This window comes from Promicromonospora sp. MS192 (assembly GCF_049532985.1).
Taxonomy (GTDB): Bacteria; Actinomycetota; Actinomycetes; order Actinomycetales; family Cellulomonadaceae; genus Promicromonospora.
Genome location: NZ_CP186693.1, coordinates 1,440,358 through 1,455,847 on the forward strand (window position 1 = coordinate 1,440,358; position 15,490 = coordinate 1,455,847).

Annotated in this window: 15 protein-coding genes; 4 read left to right on the forward strand and 11 right to left on the reverse strand. The window is 69.2% G+C overall.

Annotated features, from left to right (window positions below; all coding sequences use genetic code 11):
- Positions 1–154: 154 nt before the first annotated feature.
- The 5 genes from ACO229_RS06450 to ACO229_RS06470 all read right to left on the reverse strand — a co-directional run bounded on the left by ACO229_RS06450 (position 155) and on the right by ACO229_RS06470 (position 5,563).
- Positions 155–1,240: a hypothetical protein gene (locus ACO229_RS06450; protein WP_423464190.1), complete on the reverse strand. Its 1,086-nt coding sequence runs from the start codon at positions 1,238–1,240 to the stop codon at positions 155–157.
- Positions 1,241–1,525: 285 nt separating this feature from the next.
- Positions 1,526–3,328 (reverse strand): type IV secretory system conjugative DNA transfer family protein, encoded by a 1,803-nt coding sequence (locus tag ACO229_RS06455; RefSeq protein WP_423465272.1) that lies wholly within the window; start codon positions 3,326–3,328, stop codon positions 1,526–1,528.
- Positions 3,329–3,357: 29 nt separating this feature from the next.
- Positions 3,358–4,017: a hypothetical protein gene (locus tag ACO229_RS06460; RefSeq protein ID WP_423464191.1), complete on the reverse strand. Its 660-nt coding sequence runs from the start codon at positions 4,015–4,017 to the stop codon at positions 3,358–3,360.
- Complete coding sequence (locus ACO229_RS06465) at positions 4,014–4,460, reverse strand: hypothetical protein (RefSeq protein ID WP_423464192.1); 447 nt, start codon at positions 4,458–4,460, stop codon at positions 4,014–4,016. Before ACO229_RS06465 ends, ACO229_RS06460 begins: the two co-directional genes overlap by 4 nt.
- Positions 4,457–5,563, reverse strand: coding sequence for an ArdC-like ssDNA-binding domain-containing protein (locus ACO229_RS06470; protein ID WP_423464193.1), 1,107 nt, complete (start codon positions 5,561–5,563; stop codon positions 4,457–4,459). Before ACO229_RS06470 ends, ACO229_RS06465 begins: the two co-directional genes overlap by 4 nt.
- Before the next feature lie 228 nt (positions 5,564–5,791).
- On the opposite strand from ACO229_RS06470, the gene ACO229_RS06475 reads away from it, so the two are divergent.
- The 3 genes from ACO229_RS06475 (at position 5,792) to ACO229_RS06485 (ending at position 7,997) form a co-directional block, all read left to right on the forward strand.
- A complete protein-coding gene (locus ACO229_RS06475; RefSeq protein WP_423464194.1) occupies positions 5,792–5,944 on the forward strand; it encodes a hypothetical protein in 153 nt (50 codons plus the stop codon).
- Positions 5,945–6,228: 284 nt separating this feature from the next.
- Positions 6,229–6,585 (forward strand): hypothetical protein, encoded by a 357-nt coding sequence (locus ACO229_RS06480; RefSeq protein ID WP_423464195.1) that lies wholly within the window; start codon positions 6,229–6,231, stop codon positions 6,583–6,585.
- Positions 6,586–6,893: 308 nt separating this feature from the next.
- Positions 6,894–7,997 (forward strand): S1 family peptidase, encoded by a 1,104-nt coding sequence (locus ACO229_RS06485; RefSeq protein ID WP_423464196.1) that lies wholly within the window; start codon positions 6,894–6,896, stop codon positions 7,995–7,997.
- An 848-nt stretch (positions 7,998–8,845) separates the two neighbouring features.
- On the opposite strand, the gene ACO229_RS06490 is transcribed toward ACO229_RS06485, so the two are convergent.
- The 3 genes from ACO229_RS06490 to ACO229_RS06500 all read right to left on the reverse strand — a co-directional run bounded on the left by ACO229_RS06490 (position 8,846) and on the right by ACO229_RS06500 (position 11,978).
- On the reverse strand, positions 8,846–9,454 hold the full coding sequence (locus ACO229_RS06490; protein WP_423464197.1) for a hypothetical protein: 609 nt from the start codon (positions 9,452–9,454) through the stop codon (positions 8,846–8,848).
- 924 nt (positions 9,455–10,378) lie between these two features.
- Positions 10,379–10,855 carry a hypothetical protein gene (locus tag ACO229_RS06495; RefSeq protein WP_423464198.1) on the reverse strand — a complete coding sequence of 159 codons (477 nt, stop codon included), beginning with the start codon at positions 10,853–10,855 and terminating at the stop codon, positions 10,379–10,381.
- 49 nt (positions 10,856–10,904) lie between these two features.
- Positions 10,905–11,978 carry a DNA-processing protein DprA gene (locus ACO229_RS06500; protein WP_423464199.1) on the reverse strand — a complete coding sequence of 358 codons (1,074 nt, stop codon included), beginning with the start codon at positions 11,976–11,978 and terminating at the stop codon, positions 10,905–10,907.
- 290 nt (positions 11,979–12,268) lie between these two features.
- On the opposite strand from ACO229_RS06500, the gene ACO229_RS06505 reads away from it, so the two are divergent.
- Positions 12,269–12,400 carry a hypothetical protein gene (locus ACO229_RS06505; RefSeq protein ID WP_423464200.1) on the forward strand — a complete coding sequence of 44 codons (132 nt, stop codon included), beginning with the start codon at positions 12,269–12,271 and terminating at the stop codon, positions 12,398–12,400.
- 475 nt (positions 12,401–12,875) lie between these two features.
- On the opposite strand, the gene ACO229_RS06510 is transcribed toward ACO229_RS06505, so the two are convergent.
- Genes ACO229_RS06510 through ACO229_RS06520 form a run of 3 tightly spaced genes read right to left on the reverse strand, consistent with a single transcriptional unit; the run spans position 12,876 to position 15,450 of the window.
- Positions 12,876–14,375: an ATP-binding protein gene (locus tag ACO229_RS06510; protein ID WP_423464201.1), complete on the reverse strand. Its 1,500-nt coding sequence runs from the start codon at positions 14,373–14,375 to the stop codon at positions 12,876–12,878.
- Positions 14,372–14,983 carry a hypothetical protein gene (locus ACO229_RS06515; RefSeq protein WP_423464202.1) on the reverse strand — a complete coding sequence of 204 codons (612 nt, stop codon included), beginning with the start codon at positions 14,981–14,983 and terminating at the stop codon, positions 14,372–14,374. Before ACO229_RS06515 ends, ACO229_RS06510 begins: the two co-directional genes overlap by 4 nt.
- Positions 14,980–15,450 (reverse strand): hypothetical protein, encoded by a 471-nt coding sequence (locus ACO229_RS06520; protein ID WP_423464204.1) that lies wholly within the window; start codon positions 15,448–15,450, stop codon positions 14,980–14,982. Before ACO229_RS06520 ends, ACO229_RS06515 begins: the two co-directional genes overlap by 4 nt.
- Positions 15,451–15,490: the final 40 nt, after the last annotated feature.

Below are 15,490 nucleotides of genomic sequence, written 5' to 3' on the forward strand. Positions count from 1 at the left end.
GGCGAAGCGTAGTTGAGGTCGTCGACGAACCCGTGTCGAGGGCCGATCAGGGCTTGCACCCCGGCGCTCGGGGAGTTGAGTTCTGTACGGGCCGTCACCGCTTGTTGCCCTGGTGCAGGGGGTGGGCAGGCGTGTGGCGTGTCCCGTGCAGCGCTTACAGGTCCGGGTGGGTGTCGTCCCCGCGAGACCGCTCAGGGGTGTCGGTCCGGTTCTCGGGCGGTCCCGCGGGGCCGGCAGGGTGATCGGCGCTGCGTCTGCCAGGCGTGTCGCGTGGCTGACGTGTAGGTCCGTTGCCGGGCGGGCCGCTGGTCGTATCGCCTGGTGCATCTGGCATGGTGGTGGGCTCGGCGATCAGCTGCCATGAACGGGCGTTACGGACGAACTGGTCGAGCGTGGTGCGTAGGTCGACGACCAGCGGTACCGCGTCGGGCTGGATCGACAGGCGGGCTGGTCCCCAGGGCATCGGCCGGGCCACGGGCCGGCCGAGCAGGTCACCCGGTCGTTGGTCGAAGTACTCGTTCAACCGGACGGGAACCGAGTCGACCGTGACCTCCCGGCTGAGAGCGAATTCCGCCCCGCCAGGACGCTGATCGTCTGGGCGGCGGCGCATCAGCAGGAGGTCGACCGGGCTATCGCATCCGGCCACGTTCCGAAGCGCCCCTGCCGGCAGGCGTGCGGCGCCGATCAGGTCGGCGAGCTGGGCCATCGCCCGGCGCGGCTGCGCCCGCGGTGCATCCAGGACGTCGGAGCCGACCAGGACGACGGCGAAGCCACCGGGGGCGGTGTAGGCCAGAGAACTGAGCACAGCCTGGCTCTGCACCTGCCAGTTCCCCTCGCGGAACGCCCCGTCCTGGTAGACGACATCGGAGAACGGCGTGTTGTGCAGCACGACGTCGAACTGACCCGGCATGTAGCTGGGATGAAACGGGGTCAGCTCCAGTCCCCGGTGCGGCCAATCCCCGGGCGGGACGTCAGCCTGCAGGTCACCGTGATCCAGGGGGTCCAGGACTCGCCTGCCTTCCGGCAGGCCCGCGAAGGCCTCCGGCTCGAGCCCACGCACAAGCATCCGCCCACCGGTCACACCGAGTTCGCGCAGCACTCTCCAGGCATGCCGGGCCACCCGGGTATGCGCCATGGTCGCGCTGGTGTGGGAGTGGTCCCATGTCGCCAGCATGTCGGCCTGCACGACCGGATGATCCAGAGAGAACGAACCATCCTCGGGGAAGGCGGGGCTGCTCATCGGAAAGCTCCTCGTGCGACGGGTGAAGCGTTCACAGACCAGGTGCACAACCCGGCGAACGGGAGGTAGAGGCCCGGCTGCTGGCCCGAGCGCTCGGCCGTCGGATCGTCGTCGGCGAGGCGCTGTTTGGGGGCGGACGGCACAGGGGGAGAGGTAGGCGAGTCGCTCATGTCCGCCAGGTGTGACCAGGCCACCAGCTGGCATGGTCCTGCCCGCCGCGCGGCATGCTCGCGGTACGGGCAGGGCCCTGCGTGCCTCCTGGAGCTGAAGCCACAGCGAAGCCGGCTACAGCTGCTCGTCGACGGCTGGGTCCCCGCTGTGGTCAGGGCTGCGCCGGCCGTGGCGGGCGGTGGTCTGCAGGAGCGTCTCGACGTGGGTGCGGTCGGTGGTGAGCTGGTCGGCGTCCGTGCGGGTGGTCCAGGTGCGCAGGTCGGTGATGATCGGTGGTGCGGCGCGCAGCAGGACCAGGCTGATCCCGAACGGGAGCATGCGGATGGCCTGTGGGGGCATGATCGCCACCCGCCGCACGGCGCGTTGCAGGGTGCGGGCGCCGCGTTCGCCGCGGATGTGGGTGTCGGTGAACTCGTCCCGTTCCCCGATCAGTGAGCTGAAGTCGGCCAGGTCCTTGGACGAGGAGGAGCCGCCGAGGATGACCTTGACGATCGCTGCGTCCCAGATCGCGTTGGCCGCGTTCTCGCCCCACTTGTCCCTGGCCTGGGCCAGGGACTGCAGCACCGGCATCGTGGTCAGCCCCGTACCGCCGCCCTCGGCCATCAGCGTGGGCAGGGAGGGAAGGGGTGCGAGGTTGCCGATCTCGTCCAATGCCAGCAGCACGGGCGGGTCCAGCCGGGCACCGGGGGAGGCCGCTGCCAGGTGGCGGGCGGTCTCGACCAGGTCCTCGATGAACGCCGCCACCAACGGGCCGCTGGTGACCGACCCGGCGCCGGTGGCCAGCAGGTACAGGGTCCCGTTGTCGCGTAGGAAGGCTTCGGGGTCGAACTGCTCGTCCGGGTCGGGGGAGACCGAGTCCAGGACGCGGGGGTCGGCCAGGCAGGCCAGGGCCTGCTTGACGCCCATCCACGCACTGTCGCGGGTGCGGGGGTCGGCCTGGATGATCGCCTCCAGCGACTGCCCCCACCCGGTGGCGGCGTCCGGGTGGGCGGCCAGGATCGCAGCGGCGTCCTCCGCCGCCGAAGGAGAGTTGGACCAGGCGAACAGGTCCCGGGCAGAGCGGCCGTCCAGGGCGGCGGCGTGCAGCATGGCCTGCAGCGCCGAGCGGGTCATGCCCTCCCAGAACCCGCCGTTCTCCGTGTTGCCGCCCCCCAGCCCAGTGGCTGAGGCAAGCCCGGTGGCGCGGATCATGGCGGTCAGGGGGTCTTCGCAGCCGCGTACGATCGACCACCGCATCCCGGCCGGTAGGCCCTTGGCCAGGTGCTGCGGGTCGAACACCGCCACGGGCCCGATCCGTTGGCGAGCCTTCAACGTCACGGTCAGCGCGTCGGGCCGGGTCGAGGTGGTCACCACGGCACCCGGTGCGTCCAGGATCGCGTTGACGACCATGTGCAGGCCCTTGCCCGAGCGGGGCGGGCCCAGGACCAGGAGGGAGTCCTCGACCGAGGCCCACACCCCGTGCCCGTGCGCGGTCCCGAGCTGGTACCCGACCTCCGGCGCCGTTGGCCTGGGTAGGGAGGGGCGCAGGGTGCGGGACCGCTTGAGCAGCACCCGCGCCGAGGCGGCGTGGGCCACATCGCGGCGAGTCGCGGTCCCGGGGGTGTGGTGCGGGCTGCGGGACTGCCGGTGGTTCATCCCCAGGACCGCCTGGACCACCAACCACACCCCGACACCCAGCACGGCCAGGAGCAGGACGACTGCGAACCAGTACGCGACCGGATGCAGCCCCTCCGCGCCGAGCACCCCACCGGGATCGGCCGGCCGGACCAGGACCCCCAGACCGGCCAGCGCGTTCCCGGTCGGCGTGCCGGTGCCGGTGGCCCAGGCGGCGAGGCTCCCGGCTACCCGGAGGACCGTGGCCAGACCGACCAGGCCTCCGAGGCCGATCAGGCCGAGGTCGGTCAGCTCGTCGCCCATCGCGCGCCCGGGCGCCGGGGACGGCGTCCTCACAACGCCCCCAGGCCGTCGTCCGGCGTCACCCGGGGCGCAGATGTGGGTTCGGGCATGGCAGGACGCCGGGCGGGACCCGAACAAGGCTGGCGCCGGTGGGCATCGCGGTCGCGACCCATGAACGGCGAGCGCGAAGATGCCTCGGCGCTGCCGGTGGATGGCCACGGCACCGGCGACGCGTTCAGCGGGAGCGTGGTCCCGGAGTGCTGGCCGTGGACCAGCACGGCCCGGTCACCGAGCGCGGCCGGCAGCCGGTAGTGCACGTGCCCGTGCTCGTCGGCATGGGTGCGGGCAACGACGACACTGATCACTACCGGCTCACCCGGCCTGTACCTGCCCACGCCGACCTCGGCCGAGACCGAAGGGCGGTCAGGTTCGGCGGGGTGGTAGGCGCCAGGGTCGACGATGTCGGTGTAGGGCTGACCGTCGTCGACGACCTCGACCAGGACGGGCGTGCCCAGGTCGTCGGCGATCTGCTGCTGGACCCACGGGACATCGGAGCGCCCCAACCGCAGTCCCGGGCCCGTCGACGTGGTCCCTTCGACCTGGGATGGAGGCTGCCAGGGCTGCCCGTCGACCGTGACGGCCAGGTGCCCGTCGGTGTCGATGTCGAAGCGCGCCCGGGGCAGCGCCACCGGCACCCGCTGCCCGTTCACAGCGCCGGTCCTTCGGTGACGGAGACCGGTCCAGGCCGGGCCGGCGCGTGCTGGGTGGCGGGCTCGGGCGTGCGGGGAGCTTTACCTGCGTGGTCGGCCGTTCGGGTGGAGGCTGTCGGGGTGGGCGGCTCACCGTCCGGGACCGTCGCGGTCTCCAGCCGGTCGAGGGTCTGCAGAGCCGCGGCACGTACTCGCACGGCCGTCTGCTGGACGGTGGTGATGGGGTCCTGCCCCGGCGCACGCGAGGCCCAGATGGCGACGTAGGGGACGGTGTACTGCTCGGTGTTCATGCCGTGCGAGGCCGCGATCATCAGCGCGAACGACTCGGCCTCGACCTCGGCGATGCCGCGGTGGACGACCGCATCGACGTTGTCGACGTCGTGCAGCAGGACGTGGCCGAGCTCTTTTCTGCACCAGTCGCGGTGCCTCGTCGAGATGGTCATAGCGAGACCCCCTCGGCGGAGTGGGTCGTGCGTCGAGCCGGGGCGCTCGATGGCGCTTGGCGGTCGGTCGGGCCCGGTGCGGGGGCGGGTGGCGTGCCGTCCGGAGTCTGTTGGGTGTCGAGCTGGTCGAGGATGGTCAGGGCAGTGGTCCGGACGCGTGCTGCGGTGCTCTGGATCGTCTGGACCGGGTCACTGCCGGCGACGGTCGTGGCCCAGCCGGAGACATAGGGCACAGTGGAGCCGGTCAGGTCTAGGCCGTGGGCGGCGGCGACCATGTAGGCGACCGAGTCCGCCTCGACCTCGCGGATCCCGCGGTGCGGAGAGCGGCCTTCGCTCCCTGGCTCGGGACTGGTGCCGTCCTCGGGCGCGGAGTCGCGCCCTGGGGCGTGGAGCATGGCGTGCGCGAGCTCATGGGCCAGGACGGCTGCCTGGCCGCTGGGGTCCAGGTCGGAACGGATCTCGACGAGACGGCTGGCGTAGGTCGTGCGTCCGCTGGCGCCGTCGAGCGCGCCGGTGTCAGGTACCAGGCGCAGGTCGTAACCGAGGGCAGCGACTTGGGCAGCCAGGCCGTCCCAGAGGCCGGGCGGTGCCTGGCCTGCGGGAAGCGCCACGGCCGGCCGCTCGGGGATGGGCGCGCCGTCGGTCTGGGAGATGTCCCAGACGTAGGCGGGTCGGACTCCGATCATCCGGGACCGGACGATCTCGCCGGGTGCGGGCTTCTGTCCTTTGGCCAGGCGGTGCCAGGAGTCGGGGTCGTCGTCGCGGCCGGCCATGCGTGCGGTGACCGGGGCGAGGATCTGGTAGCCGGGCTGGCCCTTCATGACCTGTCGGCCCAGGGCGCGCCACTGCTGGAACCCAGCGACGTAGGTTGGCAGTTCGGCCGGGACGATGCCGCGTGCGTGTGCTGCGCTGTGCTGGGCCCAGATCAGCAGGGTGTTGTTGAATGACCGGGAGCGGAACTGCGCGGCGAAGGTCAGGGCCCGTTGCCAGTCTTCACCGGTGATGAGCCGTTCTACGGCGGCGGTGAGCTTGTCCTGCAGAGCGTCGAGCTTGGTGTTGCGGTCGGCGATCTTCTCGTCGAGCGTCCGGGTGTCGTTGCGCATCTGTCCCTCCCACAGGTCCTGTGGGAGGCAGGTGCGTACGAGGCCCCGAGCCGAGGGCGCAGTCTCGGACGGGCGAAACCATGCAGGGACCGGGGCGATGGCAGCGAAGAACCGGCGTGGCTGGAGCACTACCGTTCATTGCACGTCGGATGGTCCGGGTGTTTTCTGCTTGACCGTCGCTGGCGACGTTCTATCCTCAGGACGCGCCAACGCGGACAAAGGAGCGAGATGCGCGGCAAGAACATTCAGGGAGAGGCGCTGGAGATCCTCACGGACTCCGACGAACTGGAGGGATTCGTGGTCGAGGCCGGTGGCCTGACCTCTTGTGACGCGGAGCGTGTCGCGCAGGCCATCACCAGCCTGATCGAGGAATCGTCCTAACACTGCCTGAGCGCCATTGACGTCGCGGGGCGCGCCCCGGCCCCCAACCGCGCTTTCCTCATCCATCGCCTACTGCTAGCGTGAGAATGGTTCACGAAGGGAGCGAGACGGCTGTGACCAGGCATGACATGCGGTGGATCGCACTTCCTGCGGCGATCGCTACGGTCCTGGCGTCATGCGCGGCAACCCCACCCGCGCGCGTTCCTGACCCGACGGAGTCGAGGATCGCCACCTCCCAGCCCGCCGCGAGGCCAGAAGCCGACCCTGGCGCGATCGCAGCATCGTTGACCGAGAGATTCGCAGACGATCCGAGCTTCGGCTCTGCAGGGGTAGAAGACGGTGAGCTTTTCCTCTACTGGTACGGCTCTGAGCCACAGATAGTCCACGACCTCGCCGGGGATGTGCCTGTCGTCGTTCGTGATACACCACTTGAGCCCGGATCGCTCAGGGACGCTGCCGCCTCGCTTGTCGAGACCGAACCGGACGTGACGTCCGCGGGGCCTGTTCACGACTTCACCGGGCTCACGATCACAGCCGACCCCCGCGTGGACGCAAAGGACCTCGCAGCGAGGCTGAGCGCGCGGCTTGATATCCCTGTTCAGGCGACGACCGACAGTGTCCTGCCGTTCGACGGCGGCTGAGACCAGACACGACACCCGGTTTCACCCCGGGTAGATCTCGTAACCCCTTGTGTCCGCTATGCCCGTAAATAGGCTGCTGGGGCAAGCAACTTCCAAGCGACGCACAAGGAGACACCTTGAGATTGCGCAGAATTGCTCTTGCCCTCGTGGCCGCGTCCTCGCTCTTCGCTGTCGGGGGCGTGGCCGTAGCTGCGGATGGGCGTGACCCGCTCACACTCGCCCCGAGCGGCATCGCCCCATCAGAGCTGACGCCGAAGGAGGCATCCGCATCAGCTGGTCCGGGCGTCGAAGACCTGACGCTCCCGGCGGTGACCGAGGAGATGAGCGAGCTCGCCTCCACCATCACCGAGCGATACGCCAGCGACCCCCGGTTCGCGTCTGCCGAGGTTCTTCGCGATCGTTCCGCCCTCATCCTCCACTGGCACGGCAACGTGCCCAGCGACCTGCGCGCGCTGATCCACGACGCGAAGGACGTGCCGGTCAAGATCAAGCAGACCTCGTACTCGCCTGGCAAGGTCCGCGAAGCCGCCAAGACTCTCATGTCAGACCCAGCAGTCGCCTCGGTGACCCCGGAACCTGACGCGTCAGCGCTTCAAGTCTCGCTGCGTCCGGATGCCTCGGTCGCGCGCGCGGCGCTGGCGAGTAGCGTCGAGGTGCCCGTCACCTTCGAGACCACATCCGTCGTCCCGTTCAACTCGCGCCAGAACGACCTCAACTACCACCTCGGTGGTGCGCGCATCTCCCTATTCGAAGACCCGTTCATCGTCTCGGACTGTACTTCCGGCTTCGCCGTGGTCGACTCGGACAACCCCAGCCGTGAGGCCATGATGACCGCCGCGCACTGCGGCGAGACGGGCTCGACCTGGATCACGTCCGACGGCGCCTATGCCTACGCCTACGGATCGATGATCCAGCGCAATACCGACTACGACGGCGCGATCATCGACTCAGGCTGGTCGCAGTCCTACGTCTGGACAGGGGCGTGGAACTCGACTAGCTACGCGCAGGTCCACGGCCAGCGCACTCCGTACATCGGGCAGGAGATCTGCTACTCGGGCTCCTACAGCGGCACGCTGTGTGGCAACATCGTCACGGCCCGTGGCGTGGTGTACAACCTGGGTGGCGACCTGACCTCGGTCACCGGATTCCGGACTGAGCAGGAAGCTGACCTCCCGGCAGCCGGCAATGGTGACAGCGGCGGGGCCGGCTACGAGGTCGTCACTTCTGGATCGGGCACCCAGCGCCTGGCCGTTGGCATCATCTCAGCAGGACCCGCATCTGAGTCGAGCGGGAACTGTCGAGGTGTACCGGGCGGCGACGGGCCGTTCGACCGCAAGTGCAGCCCGGTCATCCTCTCCACATCAGTGGTCACTATCGGAAGCCGGCTCGGATGGGTTGTGCCGACCAGCTAGTGGACCTTTCGATCATCGGTGCGTGACGCGGCCCCGAGTTGATGCTTGGGGCCACGTCACGGACAGTTCTCGTGTCGGCAGGAAGTAGAGCCAACGAGTATCGGGTCAGGGTGCGGTCGTTAGGTCGAACAGGTCGGCGGCCGCCCGGGCACCCTTGGGCAGGGCGAAGTGTCCGAGCCAAACCCCTGGTAGAACGTGTCATGAAGTTCACTCATCGGTATCCTGAGCACACTCAGGGCCGCTTCCCCCGGGCAGCGGAAGTGTAGGCGTCAGATCGACGGCCGCGGCGGGCGCGCCCAAGCGCTGGTGATGGCCCTCACGTCGAGAGTCCGTCCGAAGGCGACTACAGCGAGGGGGCCTACGACGAGGGTCTCGGCCACGTTGATGCATCCCTCGGGCATGGCGAAGCCGTTGGGCACACAGGAGTGCTAGATCGTTGTGTGGTCTCCTGCTGCTGTTTCCCAGAACTCGAACCTGACCAACCAATTTACCCCAAGCTCCGCTTGAATCAGGCTGGACAGTTCGACGCCTTCCCTGTGCTGGGCTTCTCGCATATCCGAGCCAGGCCAGCCCTTCAGCGGATCGTAGTTGGCATTGAAGACGGCCGCCCAAGTCTCAATCCGCCTGACAAGCTTTCCGCTCAGATTCCAATCTGATTTCTGGGTTGCGCTTGTCGTGGTCCAAAGTGGCCATTTCGTGGCGTACTCGTTCCGGAGTCGAACTACCCCGGACGCTGGGTGGTCACCGGAAATCCGGTGACCACCCAGCCTGAAGGACTTGTCATCGCTCATGTGGTTCAGCGCTTCTCCATGATGTCGGCCCTGTATCTGCGTGAGTCGCCGAGCGCTTTAGCAGTAGATGCCGGGGTAGGCAGTGATGACTAGGTTGTTGTTCCCCGAGAGTACTACTGGCCAGTAGTACGTCCACAGCTCACCATCGATGTTGAGCACGATGGGCGTCGTGTAGCAGTACTTGTCGTTGCCCTCGATCGAGTAGTTGTGTGGGGCGATGATGGTGGCCTCTACGACGAACTCCATGAAGTCGTCCCACGTGCCATCTCCAAGCGCCGCGATCGCTGCCCACTCGGCCTCGTGCCCATCGCGGATGTGGTTGTACCCGTGCGTTGCCGCAGTACCGCAGTAGAGGCTGACTACGCCCGTCACGGCCTCGGGAAACTGGTCGCCCATCGTCCACGCGTTGACCTCGTGGTCTGAGACGCCGTTGTCGCACTGCCATCTGTCGAACGGGTCGACGAGCGCCGCGTTCCGGCTTGGCGCGTAGGTCTCTCCTGTCGGCGCCGTTGCGGTCCACTCCACGCCATCCAGGTTCGCCTGGATGAGCGCTTCAAGCGCGTCCTCCTGAGCCTCGGCGAACAGTACGTCTTGCCCAGGTTCGGCCGCGCGCTCCGCCGCTCCTGCTGCGGGAGAGAAGGCCAGGCCCAGCACTGCTGCTACCACTGTCACGCTCCTCAGAGCGAACTTACGTCTTGCCCACATACAGAACCCCCAATAATCACCCGAAATATGCAAAAAGCGTATGTTGTCCCACATGAAATAGTCAAGAGATCGCGGGGGTGAAGTGTGGAGTGGGATCCCGACGCCTCGTAACGGCCTGAGCGCGTGTTGAACAGGTCAAGCGGTCCAGTGTTGCTCGCCGCTCACAGAGATGGTTCCGTGAGGCGGCGACAGTCGCTGTGGCAGCACCGAGGGCTGGAGGTGAGCCAGGCTCGGAGCGTCTCAGTGGAGCGTGCGGGTCACGGCGTCGGTGCTCGCGGCGAGGGCCGCTTGCCCCGATGGACCATCCCGTCCGCCACGGCAGACGTCAGGCTGTTAACGGCGAGCCCAGGGAACGTCCCAGGGTGAAGGCTTACTCACAGGCGTCGGGAACTTCGGAGCGGTCACGAAGCTCGATCGCGCCGCCGCCGGACAGGGCAGCAGCGTCGCCACGACCCCCCTTCCTGCAACGGCTATCCGGGCAAGGTGTGTGCATGGCGCGGTTCTAGGCCGTGCCGTGCGCGATGGCAGGGCACGATGGACCAGTGGATGACAACGCCGCGCTGTGGCCGCGAGGCAGCGCTCACCAGCAATCGACGTCATGCCGGGCGCCCCGGGAGGCAGCACCTGAGTCGGGCCCGGTGCTCTGAATGGCCTGGCCGATGCTGGCTCTGCTGATGGCAGGGGCGATCCTGCTGGCGTTCTTCGGCGGGTACCTGATCGGGCGGTGGCACGCCCGACCACATCCGTATCCCCGGTGCGAGCCAGCGACCGCCCGAGCCTGACTCGGCGAGGTCACCCTGGTGAACGAGACACGACCCACCGCACCATGACGCGACGGCATCGCGCGGGCCTACGTGCGGCCCCGCTGCCTGCAGGGTCACCGAGTCACAGTGCAGGCTGCGATGGGTCGTCCGGCCCCGGGCGAGCTGCGAACGGCCACGGCTCCTGGGTCCCTGCCGTGGCACGGGAGCGGTTGCGGGGTGCCGGGGCGTGGGCCTCGTTGTAGATCCGCAGGGACTCGCTCAGGCCCCGCTTGAGCAGGGTGACGGCCCGGTCCGCGCTGGCCAGGGGAAGATGCAGCAGGTCGGCCACACCGCTTGCTGTCAGCGGCCGGTGGTCGTGATCCTCGACCATGTACGTGCTGCCCCGGACCTCGAACTTCACGGTGTACGGCACACTCGTGACCGGCTGGAAGGCGTAGATGGTCGCCGACTGCATCGGGCTGTACGTGCCCACACCGTGGAACCGGAACTGGTCGAACTCGACATGGTCGGGGTCCAGCCCGGGCAGGAACTCGATCGCGTCCAGTGCTCGCACCACGGGCAGGTCCCACGCCTGCGGCGGCGGTAGTTCCTCGGTCATCGCAGTCTCCCATCACGCACGTTGGTCAGTTCCGGGACGTGTCCCGGGCTCAGAGCGGGATCAGCGCCGGCGGGGGCAGCGAGCCGGTGTCCCCGGGCCGTGACGCGAGGTGTTGGGGCGTGGACGAGCGGCCAGCCGCAGCCGACGTGGCGAGGCGGGGTGCGGTGATCAGGTTCATCGCATCGGTGGCGTGGGTGATCATGCGCGCCATCCGCTGACGCAGCAGCTCGTTGCTGCCGCTGCTGGCGACGCTGGTGATCGGACCGGGAACCGCCCCGACCGGCACACCCAGAAGCACCGCATGCTGGGCGACCTTGATCGCGGGGCAGCGGTGGGCACCTTCGGTGACCACGACGGCGTCGGCCAGGGACGCCAGCAGTCGGTTGCGGGTCAGGGCACGGGCCCTGCTCGTGGGCCGACCCGGTGGGCACGCACTGACCAGAACACCGCCGGCGGTGGTGGTCGCCCGGAACAGCGCGGCCTCGGTGCCGGGGTAGGGGCGACGGTCCAGTCCCGCGGACAGCAGCGTGACCGTCGCCCCGCCGGCCACGACTGCACCGAGCAGGGCGGTGGCGTCCATGCCGGGCCAGCCGGACCCGAGGACTGTGACTCCACGGTCGGCCAGCTCGATCCCCAGGGTGCGGGCCACGTCGCGGCCGTAGTCGGTGGGGACACGCGCCCCGACCACCGTCACTCGCGGCGCACTGCTGGTCAGGTGGGACGCATCGCCGCGGGTCCACAGCACCAGCGGGTGCGTCGCCGGGTCGCCGGGAAGGGGCGGCCAGTCGGGGTCACCGGGGATCAGGGTGCCCAGCCCGAGCGCGTCGCTGCGCACCAGCACTCGCCTGACCTCGGCGAGGTCCAGGCGACCGGCCACGTCCTGGCCCCAGCGGGCCACGTGCGCGCCCTGGTCCTGCAGTGAGCCGTCCGCGATCCGCTGCACCAGGTCGACGGCGCCGTGCGTGGCCACGAGCTGGGGCGGGAGCTCGTCACCAGGCTCGCAGCTCAGGGCCAGGACGATCCGTGCAACGCGCTCGTCGATCGCCAGGTCCGCGATCTCGGTCAGGTCCTGCCTCGTTGCCGGCGTGAGGTCCTGCTCGCGGTGCGGCTCGTGCTCGCCCATGCTGTGCCCCCTGGTGTGGTGTTCCTGTCACCCACCAGGTGCACGTTCCGCGTCAGCCGCGCATGGACAAGTCGCCAGAGGGCTGATCAGCGACGGTGTCGCCGCGTGCAGCACGATCGGCGGCAAATGTGCCGCGGGCCTGCTGGCCGTCGGCATGGTTCCGGAGCACCGATCGCGGCCTCGATCCGGGCCAGTGCCACCGATGCGTCCACCGGTCGCCCGTCGGGACCGTGCAGCACCCGGACCCGTATCAGACCTCCGCGAGGACGGTGATTGCGCCACTGGTACCCGTGCTCGGACAGAACGGCCTCGAGGTGCCCGTCCGGCTGGCTCTGGCCGACCTGCTGGTCGCTGCGGGCGGCGCGCAGCGTTTCCATGCACGCCTTGCAGAAGCTTTGCAGGCCATCGCGGGAAGGTCGTGAAGACTTGTCGAATTCCGCCACTGGAAGAGATTGGAGGCAGGCCCGGCACTTCTTCTCTGGTTCGCTGTTCATGGCGGAGAACATAAGTGCCTGGACGATGGCTGTCAACACCAACAGAAATGCGCAACTTCGGCACTCGGGAAGGTCGGTCTCTCCGAACTGTCGAACTTCCGGAGTTCCGAACTCGGTCAGCCTGGGACTCCAGTGTCCGTGCAGCCCACCGCGCTGGGCGATCCAAACGCCCGCCTCGTCGCGGCCGTATGCCGATAGTGCACAGATAGCGGAGAGATAGCGTTCTGATAGGGGTTGTATAGGCGACCGATAGCCATTGGAAATGCTGGCAAATAGTTGCGCCGTCCTCGCTGGATGCAGCAGGCCGATCTTCGGCGCTGTGACATGCGATTCGACTGGTCCGGCTTCAGTTCTGAACACAGAATGATGGCATTTCGCTTGCAGTGCGTAAACAGTCTGCAGGTCAATTGCTATCAGCGTTGGGCCCTATTCCGCGTGCTCGAGTGCCGGTCTCGAAGAGGAGGGCTTCGTCCGGGTGGAGCTGGGCCTGGACGAGGAAGGACCGGTTGCGGATGCGCCACAGCCCTTGTCCCAGTCCGAGTGTGGGAAGCAGTCCCGCCTCGGTGCGGGTCAGGCCCAGTGCTTGCGCGGTGGCGCCGAGCTGGTCGGTCTCCTGTCGGTAGATGACCCGGGTTTCGGCGTTGGCCAGCAGGGCGGCGGCCAGGGAGCGTTGTGCGGTGCCGGTGTCGCCGACATTGTCCAGGTCGGACAGACGGTGGATGACGAGCATGTTGGCGATGCCGTAGTGGCGGGCAAGGCGCCAGTGCGCGTCCATGCGACGCAGCAGCGCAGGGTGGGACATGAGGCGCCAGGCTTCGTCGTACACGACCCACCGCTGCCCGCCGTCGGGGTCGGCCAGCACCCCTTCCATCCACGCTGACGCGCAGGTCATCAGGACACTGAGGGCAGCGTTGTTCTCCGCGACCCGGGACAGGTCCAGGGACAGCATCGGCAGCGACGGGTCGAACGCGACGGTCGAGGGCCCGTCGAACAGGCCGGCGAGGTCACCGCGCACGAGCCTGCGCAGGGCGTGGGCGACGTGTCGCCCGTCCTCGGTTAGGCGCCCGTCGACGTCGTCGACCTGGTCAGGGGCCAGGAGGTGGTCGACGACGGTCGGCAGGATGGGCACGGCACTGGTGCGGACGGTGGCGCCCAGAGCGATGTCGATCGCGGTGTGCTCCACCGGGCGCAGTGGCCGGTCGAGCATCGTCTCGGCCAGCGTACCGACCAAGGTCCGCCGCCGGGCGGCGACCCGCTCCGCCCACGTCGCGTCATCGGTCCCGACGGGGCGGTGCCCTTCGTCGAGCGGGTTGAGCCGCGCGGGCATGCCGGGGCCGAGGGCGATGGCCCGGCCGCCGACGGCCTGCGCGACCGCGGTGTGCTCGCCCTTGGGGTCGCACGGGATGTAGACCTTGCGCCCGAAGGCCAAGCTGCGTAGGTAGAGCGCTTTGGCCAGCGCGGACTTGCCGGCGCCGACGATCCCGGCCACGATCACATTCGGTGCGGTGATCAGTCCCCGCTGGTAGAGCACCCACGGGTCGTAGACGAAGCTGCTGCCGGAGTGCAGGTCGCGGCCGACGAACACCCCGTCCGCGCCCAGGCCGCCTTCGGCGAGGAACGGGTAGGCGGCGGCCCAGGTTGCGGAGGTGTCCTGGTGGCGCGGGACTCGGAACCGGACCGGGGTGCGCAGCGCCGTGGGGCCGTGGTCACCGGTGCGGGGCAGGAACCGTGTGTCGTGGGACTCTGCTCGCGCGGCCTGGTGATGGTCCTGGTCGGCGTGCAGGCGGTCCTGCCGGGCTCGGGCCAGGACCGCGGCCGCGGCGCGTTGACGGGCGCGGCGCACCGACCTCGGTTCGCGCCCGGTGGTCAGGGTGGCGGTGTGCACCCGCTCGGAGGCGTTCACAGCACCAGCCCCTGGCCCGGGCTGACGTCGCCGCGCACCGGAGGGTTCGGGCTCTCCTGCCGCGACCCGGACCGCTCAGGCTTGCGCGGTGCTCGGACAGGGCCCTGGGAGTCGCTGGGAGGGCTGCCCGGTTGACTGGCTGGAGTGCGACCCGCCGTGACGTCTGGCGTGCTGGGTGTGTTCGCGGTGGTCAGGGCGGCCATGAGCCTCGCGTGGTCCCGTGCCGGGGTCAGCCGGGTGGAGGCCTGATGGAGCAACTCGACTCCCTCGGTGTACGCGCGGGCGGCCTCCGATCCGGTGAGACCGGCCTGCCTGCGCAGATCGAGGCGGTCGTGGGGGAGGTGGCCGGCGTCGAGGCTGTAGTTCGCCGCGAGGGTGTGCAGGTCCTGGGTGATGTCGCTGACCAGCACGATCAGGTTCTGCACGGCCTGGGTGATCTGCGGCAGGTGAGTGACCGGCAGCAGCTGGGAGGTGGTCACGTGCAGGTCCAGCACGGCAGCCGTCGCAACGCGCGCGACCTCCTCGGGCGTCGACGTCGGCTCGGACGGGGCCAATGGGTTGTGGTCGGGATCGGGGGCCGGTGCGGGGGCGGGGGCGGGACGGGTCATCGTGATCGCCGTCCGGCTCGCTCGGCGGGCCGCGCGCTGGGCCGGACGTCGGTGGTGGTTTCGTGTCGGGCGTGGCGGGCCTGGGCGCGTGGGCGCCGTCCACCGGAGCCGCCACCGGTGGTGGCGGGGTACCAGGCGATGCTGCCCGAGTGGCTCATCGCCAGGTCGAGGCTCGCGTAGGCCAGGCCGAACAGCTCACCGGTCTTGCCCAGGTGCTCGACCGCGGCCAGGGCGTTGGTCCGCCCGGCCGGGGTCCCGCCTTGGTCGTCGTGGGCAAGGTCCAGGTGGTCACGGTGTGCGGCCTGGACCTGGGTGATGACCTGCTCCAGGCGGCGGATCACCGCGGCCAGGTCGGTGAGCACCCAGTAGGTGTCCGACGGATCATCGAAGGTGCGCGTGGAGTGCGCCAGCCGGCGCAGGGCCTCGGCGGCGTCCTCGGCGTCGTGCTGCGGGTTGCTGCTGTCCATGACGAGCTCCAGGGGCGTCGGTTAACGGGGACACCGAGCA